Below are 17771 nucleotides of genomic sequence, written 5' to 3' on the forward strand. Positions count from 1 at the left end.
GTGGGCGAGGAGACCTTCGACGTCGCGGTGATCGGCGGCGGGCCGGCCGGGCTGATGGCGGCCGAGACGGTGGCCAAGGCCGGCAAGTCGGTGGCCGTGTTCGAGAAGATGCCGACCTTCGGGCGCAAGTTCCTGATGGCCGGGCGCGGCGGGCTGAACCTGACCCATTCGGAGGACTTCGAGCGGTTCGTGGCGCGCTATGGCGACCGCGCGGCGACGCTGCGGCCGATGCTCGAGGCCTTCTCCCCGGCGGACCTGGTCGCCTGGGCCGAGGGGCTGGGGCAGGAGACCTTCGTCGGGGCCAGCGGCCGGGTGTTCCCCAAGGCGATGAAGGCCTCGCCGCTGCTGCGGGCGTGGCTCTCGCGGCTGGAGGGGCAGGGCGTCCGGCTGCGGCCGCGCGCGGCCTGGAAGGGCTGGGACGCGGCGGGGCGGCTGCTGATAGAGGAGCCGGAGGGCCGCCGCGCGGTGCGGGCCCGCGCCGCCGTTCTCGCCCTGGGCGGGGCCAGCTGGCCGAAGCTCGGCTCGGACGCGGCCTGGGCGCCGCTGCTGCGCGTGGGCGGCTCGGAGATCGCGCCCTTCCGTCCTGCCAATTGCGGCTTCGACGTCGCCTGGAGCGAGGTATTCCGCGACCGCTTCGCCGGCGAGCCCTTGAAGAACGTGGCGCTGACCCTGGGCGGCGCGCGGGCGCGGGGCGACGCGATGATCGCCCGCTATGGCCTGGAGGGCGGGGCGGTCTACGCGCTGGGCGGAACGGCGCGGGACGCGGCCCTGGCCGGCGGGGCGGTGCTGTCGGTCGACCTGCGGCCGGACATCCCCGCCGAGACGCTGGAGCGCCGCCTGCGCGCGCCGCGCGGCGGCCAGAGCCTGGCCAACTTCCTGCGCAAGGCCGTCAAGCTGTCGCCGGTCGAGGTCAATCTGCTGCGCGAGGCCCACGGCCTCGACCTGCCGGCCGAGCCGGCGGCCCTGGCGGCGGCGATCAAGGCCGCGCCGGTCGCGCTGACCGGCGTCCAGCCGCTGGAGCGGGCCATCTCGGCGGCCGGCGGCGTCCGGTTCGAGAGCCTGGACGGCCTGGCGCTGAAGTCCCGCCCCGACGTGATCCTGGCCGGCGAGATGCTGGACTGGGAGGCCCCGACCGGCGGCTACCTGCTGCAAGCCTGTTTCGCGACCGGCGTGGCGGCGGGCAGGGCGGCGTTGGGGCGGTTGGGTTAGCTGGAAATCCTCGCCCCTCGACAAGCTCAGGGTGAGGATTTCCGATCAACCGCCGGCTATCGCCCTCACCCCGAGCCTGTCGAAGGGGGAGGGCGACGCACCTCACCTCATCGCCGCTCGGATCTTCGCCGCCATCGCCTCCAGGTCCTTCGGATCGGCGGGGGCGTTCTCGGCCAGATAGACGGGCTTGCCGGCGATGCGCGGGATCACGTGGACGTGCAGGTGCGGCACGCTCTGGCCGACGCCGTTGTTCTGCACGATCATGAAGCCCTGAAGGCCGAGCGCGTCGACCTCGGCCTGGCCGACCTTCTGGGCGACGGCCATCACCTTGGCCAGGTCCCCGGGGTCGATCTCCAGCAGGTTGCGGGCCTTGGAGGTCTTGGAGATCACCAGGACGTGGCCGGGCTCCATCGGGGCGCGGTCCATGAAGGCGAGGACGTCGGCGTCCTCATAGACCTTGTAGGCCGGCAGCTCGCCGCGCAGGATCCTGGCGAACGGATTGTTCGGGTCATAGGCCGCCTTCAGCGGGATGGCCGGGCCGGCGGGCAGGATGCTCGGATCGAAGCGGGCCAGCCAGCGCAGGACCTCGCTCTCCAGGGCAATGCGCGAGTCCGAGAAGCTGTGGTCGGTCGGGTAATAGGCCTCGGTCAGGTCCTTGGCGCCGGCGGCCCTGGCCGCGGCGGCCTGCTTGCGAACCGCCGGCGCGTTGGCGAACTCCGCGCCGATCATCAGCACCGGCCGGTCGGCGATCTTGGCGCTGAGGTTCTCGAGGTCCAGCTTGGCCTTGTCGCGGATCAGCTCGTCGGCCAGGGCCTCGGCCGTGGTCGCCAGGGGCGCGGCGCCGGCGCGGAGGGACTCGGCGACGGCCTTGCGGCCCTCGGCGCTGTCGGGAACCTGGGCCGCGTCTTCGGCGATGTTCCAAGCGTCGATCATCACCGTCCCGGCCACGCGCGGGTCGGCCGCCGCGGCGCTGGCGGCCATGAAGCCGCCCATGCTGTGGCCGGCCACGACGATGCGCTTGGGGTCGATGTGGTATTTGGCGAGGTTGGCCGGATCCAGCAACCAGGCCACCGCCGCCTCGCTGTCGACGCGGGCGTTAGCGAAGCTGAACTGGCCCTGGCTGCCCCCGGCGCCGCGATGTTTGATCCGCAGGGTGTTCCAGCCGGCGCGGCGCACGGCCTCCAGCAGGTCGATATTGGTATCGTTGCCGGATAAGCCGTGCAGGAACAGCAGCGTCGGGTGCGGCTGGTCGCCCGAGGCCGTGTATAGGATGGCGTTGATCTTCGAGCCGGCGACATCGATCCGGAAGGCGGCCATGCCGGCCGGATGGTCCTTGTCGCGCGGCGGATCGGCGACCACGGCGCGCGGCGTGGGCGGGGCCTTGAGCTCGGCCCGAGCCGGGGGCGCGAGGACTAGGACCAGACTGGCGAGACCCAGCGTCAGTTGGGCGGCAAAGTTGCGTTTCATCGGGTCATATCCTCTTCAAGCCTTATCGTCTCGCCGAGGCGCCGAACCCTGGCCCGTCAGCAGGATCACCAGCACCGCCGCGTGCAGCAGAAAGAACCGCGCCGCGGCGTCCGTGCCGCCCCAGGTGCTGGACTGCCACATCAGGAACCACTCGCCGCCGATCGCCACGAAGCCGGCGCCGTACAGGAGCATGGCGGCTGTCAGACCGGCCACGGGGACGCCCAGCGCCGCCTCGAAGGCCTCGACGTCGCGCGCCCGGCGAAGGAGCCGCGCCGCGCCCAGCGTCAGCAGCGTCGCGCTGAGCCCTTCGGCGGCGATGATCAGCAGATAGGCCAGGCGCTGGGCGGGCTCCCATGGGATAGCGCGCCACAGCTGGGTCGAATGGGGAAAGATGCTGTCCATCGCCAGCACGTGCCGCACGAAGTCCCAGTTGGCGCCGTAGTCCGCGATGTTGTTGAAGGTCACCAGGGCCATCAGCAGCGCCATCGCGGCGACCAGGCCGGCCTTGCAGTACCGTATCAACATCGCGCGCGCGCCCCCGCCCGGTTCATCGTCGCGCTTGGCATAACATGGATCGCGGGATGTCAAGGATGGCGGCCAGGCGGGCTTTCGGGCGGCGGTTGATCTTCACGCCCGTTTCGTCTATACGGCCCGCCTCTTCGACGGAGTCCGCTCCGCTGGAGAACCTGTTTGAGAACTGCGGGGCGTGGGGTCACCAACGCCGTAATCGAGGAAGAGCCCTTCCTCGCCGTCGGGAGACAGGGATAGAGACGCCAAGGTCTCCCGCTCGTGGCTTTAGCCCGAGACCGGAGCGCGGCCGACTTTCCTTGGAACAGGCAAATGCGACTCGCATGCGGGAGCGATCCCGCGTGGGAAGCGCAATTGGCTGCCGGAATGGTCCGGCCGCTGCTAACTGAGTAGGAGACCGCAATGGACCGCGCTCAAAAGCAGGAGTCGATCGAGACGCTCAAGGGCGTCTTCGCCGACGCCGGCGCTGTCGTCGTGACCCACTACATGGGTCTGACCGTTGCGGAAATGACCGACCTTCGTCTTCGCCTCCGCAAGGAAGGCGCCGCGATCAAGGTTGTGAAGAACACCCTGGCCCTCAAGGCTCTGGACGGCAAGCTCGGCGACAAGGGCGAAAAGCTCTTCACCGGCCCGGTCGCCATCGCCTACGGCCCGGACGCCGTGTCGGCCGCCAAGGTCGCCGTCCAGTTCGCCAAGGAAAACGACAAGTTCAAGCTCGTCGGCGGCGTTCTGGACCAGACCAACGTGCTGGACGAGAACGGCGTGAAGGCTCTGGCGACCCTGCCGTCGCTGGACGAACTGCGTGGCAAGCTCATCGGCCTCATCCAGGCTCCGGCGACCAAGATCGCTGGCGTCCTGCAGGCTCCGGCCGGCCAGCTGGCTCGCGTCTTCAACGCCTACGCGACCAAAGACGCCGCGTAACGGTCATCCCCGCATCTATCCCAATCTCTCTAAGGAACTGACACATGTCCAAGCTCGAAAAGCTGGTTGAAGAACTGTCGACCCTCTCGGTCCTCGAAGCTGCTGAACTCTCGAAGCTGCTGGAAGAAAAGTGGGGCGTCTCGGCCGCCGCTCCGGTGGCCGTGGCCGCCGTCGCCGGCGCTGGCGCCGCTGCTCCGGCCGAAGCCGCCGAAGAGCAAACCGAGTTCACCGTTGTCCTGCTGGACGGCGGCGACAAGAAGATCAACGTGATCAAGGAAGTCCGCGGCGTCCGTCCGGACCTCGGCCTGAAGGAAGCCAAGGACCTGGTCGAAGGCGCTCCGCAGAACGTCGTCGAAAACGTCTCGAAGCAACAAGCCGAAGAAGTTTCGAAGAAGCTCACGGAAGCCGGCGCCAAGGTCCAAATCAAGTAATCCGATCCCGGCGTTTCGTCGGGAACGGGTTCCTTGCGGAACCGCCGAAGCGGCCTCGGAGGGAAACCTCCGGGGCCGTTTTCTTTTGAGGTCCGTGACGTCTGCGACGGGTGGACAAAGCGGTCACAAGGAAACCCCTCTCATGGAGAGAGGGAGGGGCCCGCGCCGCAGGCGTGGGAGGGTGAGAGGGTAGGCGAAGCCCGAGGATGCTTCTGGCGCTGCTTGGATCCATGTGCCGGCACGCCGGCTGACGGCGTAACCACTCACCCTCCCAAGCTTCGCTTGGGCCCCTCCCTCTCTCTAAGAGAGAGGGCTTTTCTCACCGTCCCACTAGGGGCGTTAGCCGACCTCCCCAGGTCGGGGCGAACCTTACATCTCTTGGAGGCCGCAGCGTGCAGGGCTGATCAGGTCAGTCAAGGATCGCCTTCGGCGACCGCTCCGCGGCGACGCGCAGCGTCGTCCTTGAGTGACCTGATCAGCCCTGCGATCGTCTCACCGTGAGATGTAAGGAGGGCTCCTTCTCGGCGAGAAGGGCGGATCAACGGAACTAAACGACACCGGCGCCGATAGGCGGCGAAACGGAGGGGCCCTCCGCCCCCATTCCCCAACCCCGCTCAATCGCGTATACACACGTGATCACCTGTCCGGAGCCTCTCTCCATGGCCAGAGCCACCAGCCGGACCTTTCGCAGCGGCAATAGCGAGGCCGTCCGCCTGCCGCGCGACGTGGCGTTCGGGGGCGACGTCGAGCTGACTATCGTCCGCTCCGGAGACGTCCTGACCATCTATCCCGCCAAGCCGCCGATCTCGGCGCTGCTGAAGACGCTCGACGCGCTGCCGAGGCCGAAGTCGGTCGAGGTCCGCGACGACGAGGACCTGCCCGAGCGGCCGGGTCTCTGAATTGGCTTTCCTGCTCGACACCTGCGTGGCGATCGGCCTGCGCGACGGCGATCCGGCGGTGACGGAGAAAATCGCGGCGCTGGACGGCGCGATCCTGCTGTCGGTGGTCAGCCGCGTCGAGCTGGAAGGCGGCGTCTATCGGGATCCGGCGGATGTCGGGACGCGACGCGCGCGGCTGGACGCGATCCTGGCGGCGCTGCCGGTTCTGGCCTTCGACGACCAGGCGGCGGAGGCCTATCGCGCCATCGTCGAGGCGGCCGGCTATTCGCGGCGCAAGCTGTTGGACAGGATGATCGCGGCCCAGGCGCTGGTTCACCGCGCGGCGGTGGTGACGCAAAATCCCGCGGATTTCCGCGATATTCCCGGCTTGGAGGTGGTGGCTTGGTGACGCGACGTGAACTGATGGCCGCCGGCGCCGCCGCCCTGGCCGCGACGCCCGCCTTCGCCCAGGACCATCTGGGCGGCATCCGCATGCCCGCTTCCACCACCGAAAGCGAACTCCGCGGCCTCTCGCCGACCGGCGGCAAGACGTACTGGGCCTCGGGCTCCAAGGGCTGGATCATCCGGGGCAAGGACGAGCGGCAGGACGCCATGCGGATCGTCGGGGCCGAGGGGCTGGACTTTCGGGGGCTGCACGCGCTCGACGACCATCACGTGCTGGCCATGAGCGCCGGGCCGGGCGGCGCCTCGCAGCTGTGGCGGACGAGCGACGGCGGCAAGACCTGGAAGCGGATCGTGGTCAATACCGACCCTGACGGCTTCTGGGACTCGATCGCCTTCGTCGACCCCAAGCGCGGCTTTATCCTCGGCGACCCTACGCAGGGGCGGTTCACGGTGCTCTACACCGCCGACGGCGGCGAGACCTGGACGCGGCTGAAGGCCGAGGGCGTGCCGCCGGCGGCGGCCAACGAGGGGGCCTTCGCGGCCAGCAACGGCTGCGTGGCGATCGGCCGCCATGGCCAGGTGGCGTTCTGCACCGGCGGCGCGGGCCGGGCGCGGGTCTATCTGTCGCGCGGCGGGGGCGGAGTGTTCGTGGCGCTGGAGACGCCGATCCTGGCCGACGCGGCCTCGAAGGGCGCCTTCGCCGTCGCCTTCGCCAAGGACGGGACGCTGTGGGTCTGCGGCGGCGACTACCGGAACCCGACCGCGCCGGGCGTGAACCTGGCGCGGCTGGCGCCGGGCGGTCTGACCTTCGAGGCGGTCGCGGCGCCGCCGGGCTATCTGTCGTCGGTCGCGGTTCTGGGCGACACGGTGATGGCCACGGGCCTGGCGGGCACGATCGCCAGCCGGGGCGGCGCGGCGTTCCAGAGGGTGTCGGCGGCGCCGATGAACACCGTGCGGCTGACCTCGAAAAAGACGGCCGTGCTGTGCGGGCCGAAGGGGGCGATCGGGCTTTGGCGGGCGGGGTAGGGGGCGACAGAGAGATTTCCCTCTCCCCTCGCGGGAGAGGGTGGCCGCCGAAGGCGGTCGGGTGAGGGGGCGCGCGGCGTCGCCGAGAAACCCCTCATCCGACGCTTCGCGCCACCTTCTCCCGCAAGGGGAGAAGGACGTCATCGGCCTCGTCCGCCACGCCCGGGGAACCTCTCCCAACGCCCGACGTTATCCCCGCATGCTCAAGCTCGCCGGCGTCCTGCTCGTTCTGATGATCCTGTTCGGGGTCCTGGGGTTCGTCGCCAATGTGGCGGGCGCGATCACCAAGGTGGCGTTCTTCGTCTGCCTGATCGGGCTGGGCGTCTCGCTGGTCGTGAAGATGCTGAAGAAGGCCTAAAGGGCCTCTTCCGCCGATATCCTGGGTCTTGAGGGACCGCCGGGTCCGGCGTCTTTACGACATCTTACGAATCCCCCTTTTCTTCCGCGCTCGCATCCCCTATATCCGCCGGCTCACGAAGATATTCGCGGAGCGCGCGTGCGCGCGTCCGCCGTTACGCCCCGAGGCGCGGTCAGCCGCCCTCCGATCAGCGCGAAGGGGCGCCCGTCAGGCTTCCGGTCCCGGTCGCCCGACAGGGGAATTCCAGCGTCCGCGGCTCTCGGAGCACGAGAGCGGCGAGGGTGGACGCCCAGGCAATTCGAACTCACGCGCGGACTCCATCCGCGCCCAGGGAAAACACATGGCGCAATCCTTCACCGGCAAGAAGCGGATCCGGAAGTCGTTCGGCCGCATTCCCGAGGCTGTGCAGATGCCGAACCTCATCGAGGTTCAGCGCTCCTCCTACGAGCAGTTCCTGCAGCGCGAGGTCCGTCCGGGCCAGCGCCGCGACGAGGGCGTCGAGGCGGTCTTCAAGTCGGTGTTCCCGATCAAGGACTTCAACGAACGCGCCGTCCTGGAATACGTTTCGTACGAGTTCGAAGAGCCCAAGTACGACGTCGAGGAATGCATCCAGCGCGACATGACCTTCGCCGCGCCGCTGAAGGTCAAGCTGCGCCTGATCGTGTTCGAGACGGAAGAAGAAACCGGCGCCCGCTCGGTCAAGGACATCAAGGAGCAGGACGTCTACATGGGCGACATCCCGCTCATGACGGACAAGGGCACCTTCATCGTCAACGGCACCGAGCGCGTCATCGTCTCGCAGATGCACCGCTCGCCGGGCGTGTTCTTCGACCACGACAAGGGCAAGACCCACGCCTCGGGCAAGCTGCTGTTCGCCGCCCGCGTGATCCCGTACCGCGGCTCGTGGCTGGACTTCGAGTTCGACGCCAAGGACATCGTCTATGTCCGCATCGACCGCCGCCGCAAGCTGCCGGCCACCACCTTCCTCTATGCCCTGGGCATGGACGGCGAAGAGATCCTGACCACCTTCTACGACGTCGTGCCGTTCGAGAAGCGCGCGGGCGGCTGGGCCACCCCGTACAAGCCCGAGCGCTGGCGCGGCGTGAAGCCGGAATTCCCGCTGGTCGACGCCGACACGGGTGAGGAAGTCGCGCCGGCCGGCACGAAGATCACCGCCCGCCAGGCCAAGAAGTTCGCCGACGCGGGTCTGAAGACCCTGCTGCTGGCGCCGGAAGCCCTGACGGGCCGCTACCTGGCGCGCGACGCGGTTAACATGTCGACCGGCGAGATCTACGCCGAGGCCGGCGACGAGCTGGACGTGCCGGCCATCCAGGCCCTGGCCGACCAGGGCTTCGACACCATCGACGTGCTGGACATCGACCACGTCACGGTTGGCGCCTACATGCGCAACACCCTGCGCGTGGACAAGAACGCCATCCGCGAGGACGCGCTGTTCGACATCTACCGCGTCATGCGTCCGGGCGAGCCGCCGACGGTGGAAGCCGCCGAGGCGATGTTCAAGTCGCTGTTCTTCGACGCCGAGCGCTACGACCTGTCGTCGGTGGGCCGCGTGAAGATGAACATGCGCCTCGAGCAAGAGGTGTCGGACGAGGTCCGCATCCTGCGCAAGGAAGACGTCCTGGCCGTGCTGAAGGTCCTGGTGGGCCTGCGCGACGGTCGCGGCGAAATCGACGACATCGACAACCTGGGCAACCGCCGGGTCCGTTCGGTGGGCGAGCTGCTGGAAAACCAGTACCGCGTCGGCCTGCTGCGCATGGAGCGGGCGATCAAGGAACGCATGAGCTCGGTCGATATCGACACGGTCATGCCGCACGACCTGATCAACGCCAAGCCGGCCGCGGCGGCGGTGCGTGAATTCTTCGGCTCCTCGCAGCTGTCGCAGTTCATGGACCAGACGAACCCGCTGTCGGAAATCACCCACAAGCGTCGTCTGTCGGCCCTCGGCCCGGGCGGTCTGACCCGCGAGCGCGCCGGCTTCGAAGTCCGCGACGTGCACCCGACCCACTACGGCCGGATCTGCCCGATCGAGACGCCGGAAGGTCCGAACATCGGTCTGATCAACTCGCTGGCGACCCACGCCCGCGTGAACAAGTACGGCTTCATCGAGAGCCCGTACCGTCGCGTGAAGGACGGCAAGCCGCTGGACGAAGTCGTCTACATGTCGGCGATGGAAGAGTCGAAGCACGTCATCGCCCAGTCGAACATCAAGGTCGACGGCGGCGAGATCGTGGAAGACCTGGTTCCGGGCCGCATCAACGGCGAACCGACCCTCCTGCAGAAGGAGACGGTGGACCTGATGGACGTGTCGCCGCGCCAAGTCGTGTCGGTGGCCGCCGCCCTGATCCCGTTCCTGGAAAACGACGACGCCAACCGCGCCCTCATGGGCTCGAACATGCAGCGTCAGGCCGTGCCGCTGGTGCAGTCCGACGCCCCGCTGGTCGGCACCGGCATGGAAGCGGTCGTCGCCCGTGACTCGGGCGCGGTCGTGATCGCCAAGCGGACCGGCGTGGTCGAGCAGATCGACGGCACGCGTATCGTCATCCGCGCCACCGAGGAGACCGATCCGGCCCGCTCGGGCGTCGACATCTATCGCATGTCGAAGTTCCAGCGCTCGAACCAGTCGACCTGCATCAACCAGCGTCCGCTGGTGAAGGTGGGCGACAAGATCAGCGCCGGCGACATCATCGCCGACGGTCCGTCGACGGAGCTGGGCGAACTGGCCCTGGGCCGCAACGCGCTGGTCGCGTTCATGCCCTGGAACGGCTACAACTTCGAAGACTCGATCCTGATCTCCGAACGTATCGTCCGTGACGACGTCTTCACCTCGATCCACATCGAGGAATTCGAGGTCATGGCCCGCGACACGAAGCTCGGTCCGGAAGAAATCACGCGCGACATCCCGAACGTCGGCGAGGAAGCCCTGCGCAACCTCGACGAAGCCGGCATCGTGGCGATCGGCGCCGAGGTCCAGCCGGGCGATATCCTGGTCGGCAAGGTGACGCCGAAGGGCGAAAGCCCGATGACGCCGGAAGAAAAGCTGCTGCGCGCCATCTTCGGCGAGAAGGCCTCGGACGTCCGCGACACCAGCCTGCGCCTGCCCCCGGGCGTCGCCGGCACGATCGTCGACGTGCGCGTCTTCAACCGTCACGGCGTCGACAAGGACGAGCGCGCGCTCGCCATCGAACGCGCCGAGATCGACCGCCTGGGCAAGGACCGCGACGACGAGTTCGCGATCCTGAACCGCAACATCTCGGGCCGTCTGAAGGAGCTCTTGGTCGGCAAGGTCGCCGTGTCGGGTCCCAAGGGCCTGTCGCGCGGCGAGATCACCGCCGAAGCGCTGTCGCAGATCCAATCGGGCCTGTGGTGGCAGATCGCCCTGGAAGACGAAAAGGCGATGGGCGAGCTGGAATCGCTGCGCCGCCTGTTCGACGAGAACCGCAAGCGTCTCGACCGTCGCTTCGAGGACAAGGTCGACAAGCTGCAACGCGGCGACGAACTGCCTCCGGGCGTCATGAAGATGGTCAAGGTCTTCGTGGCCGTGAAGCGCAAGCTGCAGCCGGGCGACAAGATGGCCGGCCGTCACGGCAACAAGGGCGTCATCTCGCGCATCCTGCCGATCGAGGACATGCCGTTCCTCGCCGACGGCACGCACGTCGACGTCGTTCTGAACCCGCTGGGCGTGCCCTCGCGCATGAACGTCGGTCAGATCTTCGAGACCCACCTGGGCTGGGCCTGCGCCAATCTCGGCAAGCAGATCACCAACCTGCTGGAAGACTGGCAGCACGGCGGTCAGAAGCAGGCCCTGATCGAGCGCCTGAGCGAGATCTACGGTCCGGACGAAGAGCTGCCGGAGTCGGAAGAGGAGCTGGTCGAGCTGGCCAAGAACCTGGGCAAGGGCGTTCCGATCGCCACCCCGGTGTTCGACGGCGCGCGCATGAGCGACATCGAGGACCACCTCGAAATGGCCGGCGTCAACCGCTCGGGCCAGTCGATCCTGTACGACGGCCTGACCGGCGAGCAGTTCAAGCGTCCGGTCACGGTCGGCTACATCTACATGCTGAAGCTGCACCACCTGGTCGACGACAAGATCCACGCCCGTTCGATCGGTCCGTACAGCCTCGTCACCCAGCAGCCGCTGGGCGGTAAGGCCCAGTTCGGCGGTCAGCGCTTCGGGGAAATGGAAGTGTGGGCGCTGGAAGCCTACGGCGCGGCCTACACCCTGCAGGAAATGCTGACGGTGAAGTCCGACGACGTGGCCGGCCGGACCAAGGTCTACGAGTCGATCGTCCGCGGCGACGACACGTTCGAGGCCGGCATCCCGGAAAGCTTCAACGTGCTGGTCAAGGAAATGCGCTCGCTCGGCCTGAACGTCGAGCTGGAGAACAGCTGATGATCCTCCCCCGCAGGGGGAGGGGGACCACGAAGTGGTGGAGGGGGCAGCCCCGCCATCGCCGAGCTACCCCCTCCGTCCCTGCGGGACACCTCCCCCGGAGGGGGAGGAGCTAGGTCATCACTACTCGAAATTTTTCGCGGGACGCCCCCGCAGAAGGAACCAAGATGAACCAGGAAGTCCTGAACATCTTCAATCCGGTCCAGGCCGCTCCGACCTTCGACCAGATCCGCATCTCGCTGGCCTCGCCCGAGAAGATCCGCTCGTGGTCGTTCGGCGAGATCAAGAAGCCCGAGACCATCAACTACCGCACGTTCAAGCCCGAGCGTGACGGCCTGTTCTGCGCCCGTATCTTTGGCCCGACCAAGGACTACGAATGCCTGTGCGGCAAGTACAAGCGCATGAAGTACAAGGGCATCATCTGCGAAAAGTGCGGTGTCGAAGTCACCCTGGCCCGCGTCCGTCGCGAGCGCATGGGCCACATCGAACTGGCCTCGCCGGTCGCCCACATCTGGTTCCTGAAGTCGCTGCCCTCGCGCATCGCCATGATGCTGGACATGCCGCTGAAGGACATCGAGCGGGTCCTGTACTTCGAATACTACATCGTCACCGAGCCGGGCCTGACCCCGCTGAAGCAGCACCAGCTGCTCAGCGAGGACGACTACATGCGCGCCCAGGAAGAGTACGGCGACGACAGCTTCACCGCCGAGATCGGCGCGGAAGCCATCCAGAACCTCTTGAAGGCGATCGACCTCGAGAAAGAGGCCGAGAAGCTGCGCGAGGAGCTGGCGGGCAACCCGTCGGACATGAAGCAGAAGAAGTTCTCCAAGCGCCTGAAGATCCTGGAAGCCTTCCAGGAGAGCGGCAACCGTCCGGAATGGATGGTGATGACCGTGGTGCCGGTGATCCCGCCGGAACTGCGTCCGCTGGTGCCGCTGGACGGCGGCCGCTTCGCGACCTCGGACCTGAACGACCTCTACCGCCGGGTCATCAACCGGAATAACCGCCTCAAGCGCCTGATCGAGCTGCGCGCCCCCGACATCATCATCCGCAACGAAAAGCGGATGCTGCAGGAGTCGGTCGACGCCCTGTTCGACAACGGCCGTCGCGGCCGCGTGATCACCGGCGCCAACAAGCGGCCCCTGAAGTCGCTGGCCGACATGCTGAAGGGCAAGCAGGGCCGCTTCCGTCAGAACCTGCTGGGCAAGCGCGTCGACTATTCGGGCCGTTCGGTCATCGTGGTCGGTCCCGAGCTGAAGCTGCACGAGTGCGGCCTGCCCAAGAAGATGGCGCTGGAGCTGTTCAAGCCGTTCATCTACGCGCGTCTGGACGCCAAGGGCCTGTCGGGCACCGTCAAGCAGTCCAAGCGCATGGTCGAGCGCGAGCAGCCGCAGGTGTGGGACATCCTCGAGGAGGTGATCCGCGAGCACCCGGTGCTGCTGAACCGCGCCCCGACCCTGCACCGTCTGGGCATCCAGGCGTTCGAGCCGAAGCTGATCGAGGGCAAGGCCATCCAGCTGCACCCGCTGGTCTGCGCCGCGTTCAACGCCGACTTCGACGGCGACCAGATGGCCGTGCACGTCCCGCTGAGCCTGGAAGCTCAGCTGGAAGCGCGCGTCCTGATGATGTCGACCAACAACATCCTGTCGCCCGCCAACGGCCGCCCGATCATCGTGCCGTCGCAGGACATCGTGCTCGGCCTCTACTACCTGTCGCTGGCGCGCGACAACGAGCCGGGCGAGGGCAAGATCTTCGCCGATCTGGGCGAGATCGAAGCGGCGATGGACGCCGGCGTCCTGTCGCTGCACGCCAAGATCAAGGCGCGTCACACCGAGATGAACGCCGACGGTCAGCTGGTCCGCAAGGTGATCGACACCACGCCGGGCCGCATGAAGATCGCCGCCCTTCTGCCGCAGCACCCCCAGATCGGCCACCGCCTGATCGAAAAGGCGCTGACCAAGAAGGAAATCGGCAATCTGATCGACATCGTCTATCGCCACTGCGGCCAGAAGGCGACGGTGATCTTCGCCGACAAGGTGATGGGCCTGGGCTTCAAGGAAGCCGCCAAGGCCGGCATCTCGTTCGGCAAGGACGACATCGTCATCCCGGCCCGCAAGACCGCGATCGTCGAGGAGACCCGCAAGCTGGCCGAGGAGTACGAGCAACAGTACGCCGACGGCCTGATCACCAAGGGCGAGAAGTACAACAAGGTCGTCGACGCCTGGGCCAAGGCGACGGACCGCGTGGCCGACGAGATGATGGCCGAGCTTCAGATGAAGCATAAGGACGAGAACGGCCGCGAGAAGGAAATCAACGCCATCTACATGATGGCCCACTCCGGCGCCCGCGGTTCGCAAGCCCAGATGAAGCAGCTGGGCGGCATGCGCGGCCTGATGGCCAAGCCCTCCGGCGAGATCATCGAGACCCCGATCGTCTCGAACTTCAAGGAAGGCCTGACCGTTCAGGAGTACTTCAACTCGACCCACGGCGCCCGTAAGGGCCTCGCGGACACCGCGCTGAAGACCGCCAACTCGGGTTACCTGACCCGTCGTCTGGTCGACGTCGCGCAGGACTGCATCATCGTCGAGGAAGACTGCGGCACCACCAAGGGCATCACCCTGCGGGCCGTGGTCGAGGGCGGCGACGTGCTGGTCTCGCTGGGCACCCGCGTGCTGGGCCGCTTCACGGCCGAGGACGTCAAGGATCCGGGCACCGGCGAGCTGGTCGTGCCGGCCGACACCTATATCGACGAGAACATCGCCGACGCCATCGAGGCGGCGGTCGTCCAGTCGGTCAAGGTCCGCTCGGTCCTGACCTGCGAGGCCAAGATCGGCGTCTGCGGCGCCTGCTACGGCCGCGACCTGGCGCGCGGCACGCCGGTGAACATCGGCGAAGCGGTCGGCGTCATCGCCGCCCAGTCGATCGGCGAGCCCGGCACCCAGCTGACGATGCGGACCTTCCACATCGGCGGCACCGCCCAGGTGGCCGAGCAGTCGTTCTTCGAAGCCTCGAACGAGGGTACGGTCCGCGTGATCGGCCCGACGGTCGTGGGCGCCGACGGCGCGCTGGTCATCATGAGCCGCAACACCACCGTCAGCGTGCTGGTCGACGGCAAGGAGCGCGAGACCTACAAGCCGCCGTACGGCGCGCGCCTGAAGGTCAAGGACGGCGATACGGTCAAGCGCGGCCAGCGCCTCGGCGATTGGGACCCCTACACCACCCCGATCATCACCGAAGTGGCCGGCAAGATCCGCGCCGAGGACCTGGTCGACGGCCTGTCGATCCGCGAGGAGGTCGACGAAGCCACCGGCATCGCCCAGCGCGTGGTCGCCGACTGGCGCGCCTCGGCCCGGGGTTCGGACCTGCGTCCGGCCATGGGCGTGCTGTCGGAAGACGGCTCGTACAAGCGTCTCAGCAACGGCGGCGAGGCTCGCTACCTCCTGTCGGCCGGCGCCATTCTCTCCGTCGCCGACGGCGACGAGGTGAAGCCGGGTGAAGTGATCGCGCGTATCCCGACCGAAGGCGCCAAGACCCGGGACATCACCGGTGGTCTGCCGCGCGTCGCCGAACTCTTCGAAGCCCGCCGTCCGAAGGACTGCGCGGTCATCGCGGAAATGGACGGCCGCGTCGAATTCGGCAAGGATTACAAGAACAAGCGCCGGATCAAGATCACGCCGGACGTCGACGCCGACGGCAACCAGCCCGAGCCCGTCGAATTCCTGATCCCGAAGGGCAAGCACATCGCCGTCCACGACGGGGACTACATCACCAAGGGCGAGTACATCATCGACGGCAACCCGGATCCGCACGACATCCTGCGCATCCTGGGCGTCGAGGCCCTGGCGAACTTCCTCGTCGACGAGATCCAGGAGGTCTATCGTCTGCAAGGCGTGCCGATCAACGACAAGCACATCGAGACGATCGTTCGTCAGATGCTGCAGAAGGTCGAGATCATCGAACCGGGCGACACGGGCCTGATCAAGGGCGATCACCTGGACAAGCCCGAGTTCGACCGCGAGCAGGAAAAGGCCATCGCCCGCGGCGGCCGTCCGGCGGTCGTCCAGCCGGTGCTGCTGGGCATCACCAAGGCGAGCTTGCAGACCAAGAGCTTCATCTCGGCCGCGTCGTTCCAGGAAACGACGCGCGTCCTGACCGAAGCCTCGGTGCACGGCAAGACCGACACCCTGGAAGGCCTGAAGGAGAACGTGATCGTGGGTCGCCTGATCCCGGCGGGCACGGGCTCCTACCTGCGCAGCCTGCAGCGCGTCGCCGCCAAGCGCGACGAGCAGCTGGCCCAGCAGCGCGAGGACGCCATGGAGCCGCTGCCGGCCGAGATCGCGCTGGCGGACGCCGAATAGGCGGTCTTCGCTTTCATGGACGACGGAAAGGCCCGGGGGAGACCCCGGGCCTTTTTCGTTCCTCCCTAAACCCGTTTTCCCCGGCGAATGCCGGGGCCCAGATCGAACCCACGGGCCCTACGCGAGGCGCTCGGCCCGATCTCGCGTCATCCCCAGCCGCTCCGGATGAATCTGGGCACCGGCATTCGCCGGGGAGAGCGGGGGAGGAGGCGTGAGCGCAGCCTCCAAGAGATTTAAGGACGCCCCTCGACCTAGGAGGTCGAGCGAGAAACCCGTAGCCTCTCAAGGCGTCGCACCGGAAGCCCCCCACTCATATGCACGGGCCGTGCCCCCAGTCGCACATGTATCCAAACAGAAGGAAGACCGCTGGCGAAACGAGGGCGAACGGCGCTCCCAAAAGCGTCCATGCGCCGAGCCATCGGTATCGTTTGACGGCGAGGACCACGAAGGCCAGCCAGATAGCCGACGCCGTCAAGAATACGACCGGGAGGGTCCAACCGAGCCAGACTATGAGCGGCGAACTGGACAACAGGCCCGCGCCGAGCGATGTGGCGGCGGCGGCGAAGCTTCCTCCGAATATGATCCGCCTACCGAGTTTCATCGTTTTCGTCTCGGGGTGCTCCGATGGAGGGCATTGTGCTCGCCAATCGATAACGCTCGCTTACCTAAGGTGGTGGATGTCTCCCTTCCCCCTGGATGGGGGAAGGGTCGGGGATGGGGGTGACCTGCGGAGGCTAGTCCCCGCGCGGCGTCCGCCGCCGCATCACCCCCACCCCTGCCCCTCCCCCATCGGAGGGGGAGGGGACGTGCTCCCGAGGGGCCATCAACACTCAACGCTAAAACAGCCTTCGTTCAGCCTCTACATCCGTCTCCCCGGCGAACGCCGGGGCCCAGATCGAACCCGCTAGCATCGGAGCGCTGGCGATGCGGCATGGCGCGTCCGCCCCAGCCGCTCCGGATGAATCTGGGCCCCGGCGTTCGCCGGGGAGAACGGGGGGAGGGTGCGTGAGCGACCTTCTCCCCCGGAGAAGGAGCCCTGCACGCTGCGGCCTCCAAGAGATTTAAGGATCGCACCGACCTGGGAGGTCGGCTTTCGAGCCAAGTCGGACAGCGCGGGAAGCCCCTCTCTCTTAGAGAGAGGGAGGGGCCCAAGCGAAGCTTGGGAGGGTGAGTGGTTACGCCGTCAGCCGGCGTGCCGGCACATGGATCCAAGCAGCGCCAGAAGCATCCTCGGGCTTCGCCTACCCTCTCACCCTCCCACGCCTGCGGCGCGGGCCCCTCCCTCTCTCCATGAGAGAGGTTTCCTTGTGCCCGCTCCCCACCCATCCCGGGCATCACGTTTCATCGCCGCGCGCGACCTCTCGGAGCACCTGAGGCCCCCGGCTCAGCGCCCCTGGCCCGCCTTCTTCTGCAGCTCCAAGAACTTCCGCGCCCGGGCTTCGTTGTCCTCGTCGCGGCGCTTGCCGTTGATCACGTCCTGGCGCGGCCGGCCCAGGCCGTCCTGCTCCGCGCCCAGCACGAAGGGAATCTCTTTCATCGTGCCGGGGTGCTCCTTGCTGCGATGGTCGACGCCCGGCCCCATCGAGCTCTCCTTGTACCGGCGATAGGCCTCCTGGGACGCCGCCGCGGCGTCGAGGGCCTGGCGCTTGGCCGGGTCCAGGCCCGAGAGCGGGTCGCCCTTGGCCTTGGCCGCGCCGAACCGCTCGTCGCAGGTCTCGCGCTCGCGACGGGTCAGGCCCACGACGTCGGCGCTGAGGCAGCCGGTGGTGGCGCGCAGGG

The 17771-nt window shown here is 67.6% G+C and carries 11 protein-coding genes and 2 pseudogenes; 9 read left to right on the forward strand and 4 right to left on the reverse strand.

Annotated elements, in window-relative coordinates; translation table 11 throughout:
* The gene (locus tag Q0V34_RS14005) at positions 1–1209 is read left to right on the forward strand and encodes a TIGR03862 family flavoprotein (RefSeq protein ID WP_297512905.1); all 1209 of its coding nucleotides are present in this window, start codon (positions 1–3) and stop codon (positions 1207–1209) included.
* On the opposite strand, the pseudogene Q0V34_RS14010 reads toward Q0V34_RS14005, so the two are convergent.
* The 3 genes and pseudogenes from Q0V34_RS14010 to Q0V34_RS14020 form a co-directional block, all read right to left on the reverse strand.
* Positions 1208–1315 (reverse strand): annotated as a pseudogene (locus Q0V34_RS14010) (hypothetical protein); the annotation flags it as partial. The gene Q0V34_RS14005 and the pseudogene Q0V34_RS14010 overlap by 2 nt on opposite strands.
* On the reverse strand, positions 1312–2676 hold the full coding sequence (locus Q0V34_RS14015; RefSeq protein ID WP_297512907.1) for an alpha/beta fold hydrolase: 1365 nt from the start codon (positions 2674–2676) through the stop codon (positions 1312–1314). The gene Q0V34_RS14015 and the pseudogene Q0V34_RS14010, both read right to left, overlap by 4 nt.
* A 15-nt stretch (positions 2677–2691) precedes the next feature.
* Positions 2692–3201 (reverse strand): DUF2165 family protein, encoded by a 510-nt coding sequence (locus Q0V34_RS14020; RefSeq protein ID WP_297512909.1) that lies wholly within the window; start codon positions 3199–3201, stop codon positions 2692–2694.
* Positions 3202–3606: 405 nt separating this feature from the next.
* Between Q0V34_RS14020 and rplJ the strand changes: the two genes are divergently transcribed.
* From rplJ to rpoC, 8 genes are all read left to right on the forward strand, one after another.
* Positions 3607–4125, forward strand: coding sequence for a 50S ribosomal protein L10 (gene rplJ / locus Q0V34_RS14025; RefSeq protein WP_297512911.1), 519 nt, complete (start codon positions 3607–3609; stop codon positions 4123–4125).
* A 44-nt stretch (positions 4126–4169) separates the two neighbouring features.
* Positions 4170–4556 (forward strand): 50S ribosomal protein L7/L12, encoded by a 387-nt coding sequence (gene rplL / locus Q0V34_RS14030; protein ID WP_297512913.1) that lies wholly within the window; start codon positions 4170–4172, stop codon positions 4554–4556.
* A 659-nt stretch (positions 4557–5215) separates the two neighbouring features.
* A complete protein-coding gene (locus Q0V34_RS14035) occupies positions 5216–5455 on the forward strand; it encodes an antitoxin (protein ID WP_297512915.1) in 240 nt (79 codons plus the stop codon).
* 1 nt (position 5456) lies between these two features.
* Positions 5457–5843: a PIN domain-containing protein gene (locus tag Q0V34_RS14040; protein ID WP_297512917.1), complete on the forward strand. Its 387-nt coding sequence runs from the start codon at positions 5457–5459 to the stop codon at positions 5841–5843.
* A 14-nt stretch (positions 5844–5857) separates the two neighbouring features.
* Positions 5858–6865: a YCF48-related protein gene (locus Q0V34_RS14045; RefSeq protein ID WP_297512928.1), complete on the forward strand. Its 1008-nt coding sequence runs from the start codon at positions 5858–5860 to the stop codon at positions 6863–6865.
* 199 nt (positions 6866–7064) lie between these two features.
* Positions 7065–7223, forward strand: a complete 159-nt coding sequence (locus Q0V34_RS14050; protein WP_297512919.1) for a hypothetical protein — start codon at positions 7065–7067, stop codon at positions 7221–7223.
* Between the two features lie 340 nt (positions 7224–7563).
* A complete protein-coding gene (gene rpoB / locus Q0V34_RS14055) occupies positions 7564–11634 on the forward strand; it encodes a DNA-directed RNA polymerase subunit beta (RefSeq protein ID WP_297512921.1) in 4071 nt (1356 codons plus the stop codon).
* 167 nt (positions 11635–11801) lie between these two features.
* Positions 11802–15992 (forward strand): DNA-directed RNA polymerase subunit beta', encoded by a 4191-nt coding sequence (gene rpoC, locus Q0V34_RS14060; protein WP_297512923.1) that lies wholly within the window; start codon positions 11802–11804, stop codon positions 15990–15992.
* Positions 15993–17376: 1384 nt separating this feature from the next.
* On the opposite strand, the pseudogene Q0V34_RS14065 reads toward rpoC, so the two are convergent.
* Positions 17377–17771, reverse strand: a pseudogene (locus Q0V34_RS14065) (hypothetical protein); the annotation flags it as partial.

The organism is uncultured Caulobacter sp. (assembly GCF_947036865.1).
GTDB lineage: Bacteria > Pseudomonadota > Alphaproteobacteria > Caulobacterales > Caulobacteraceae > Caulobacter.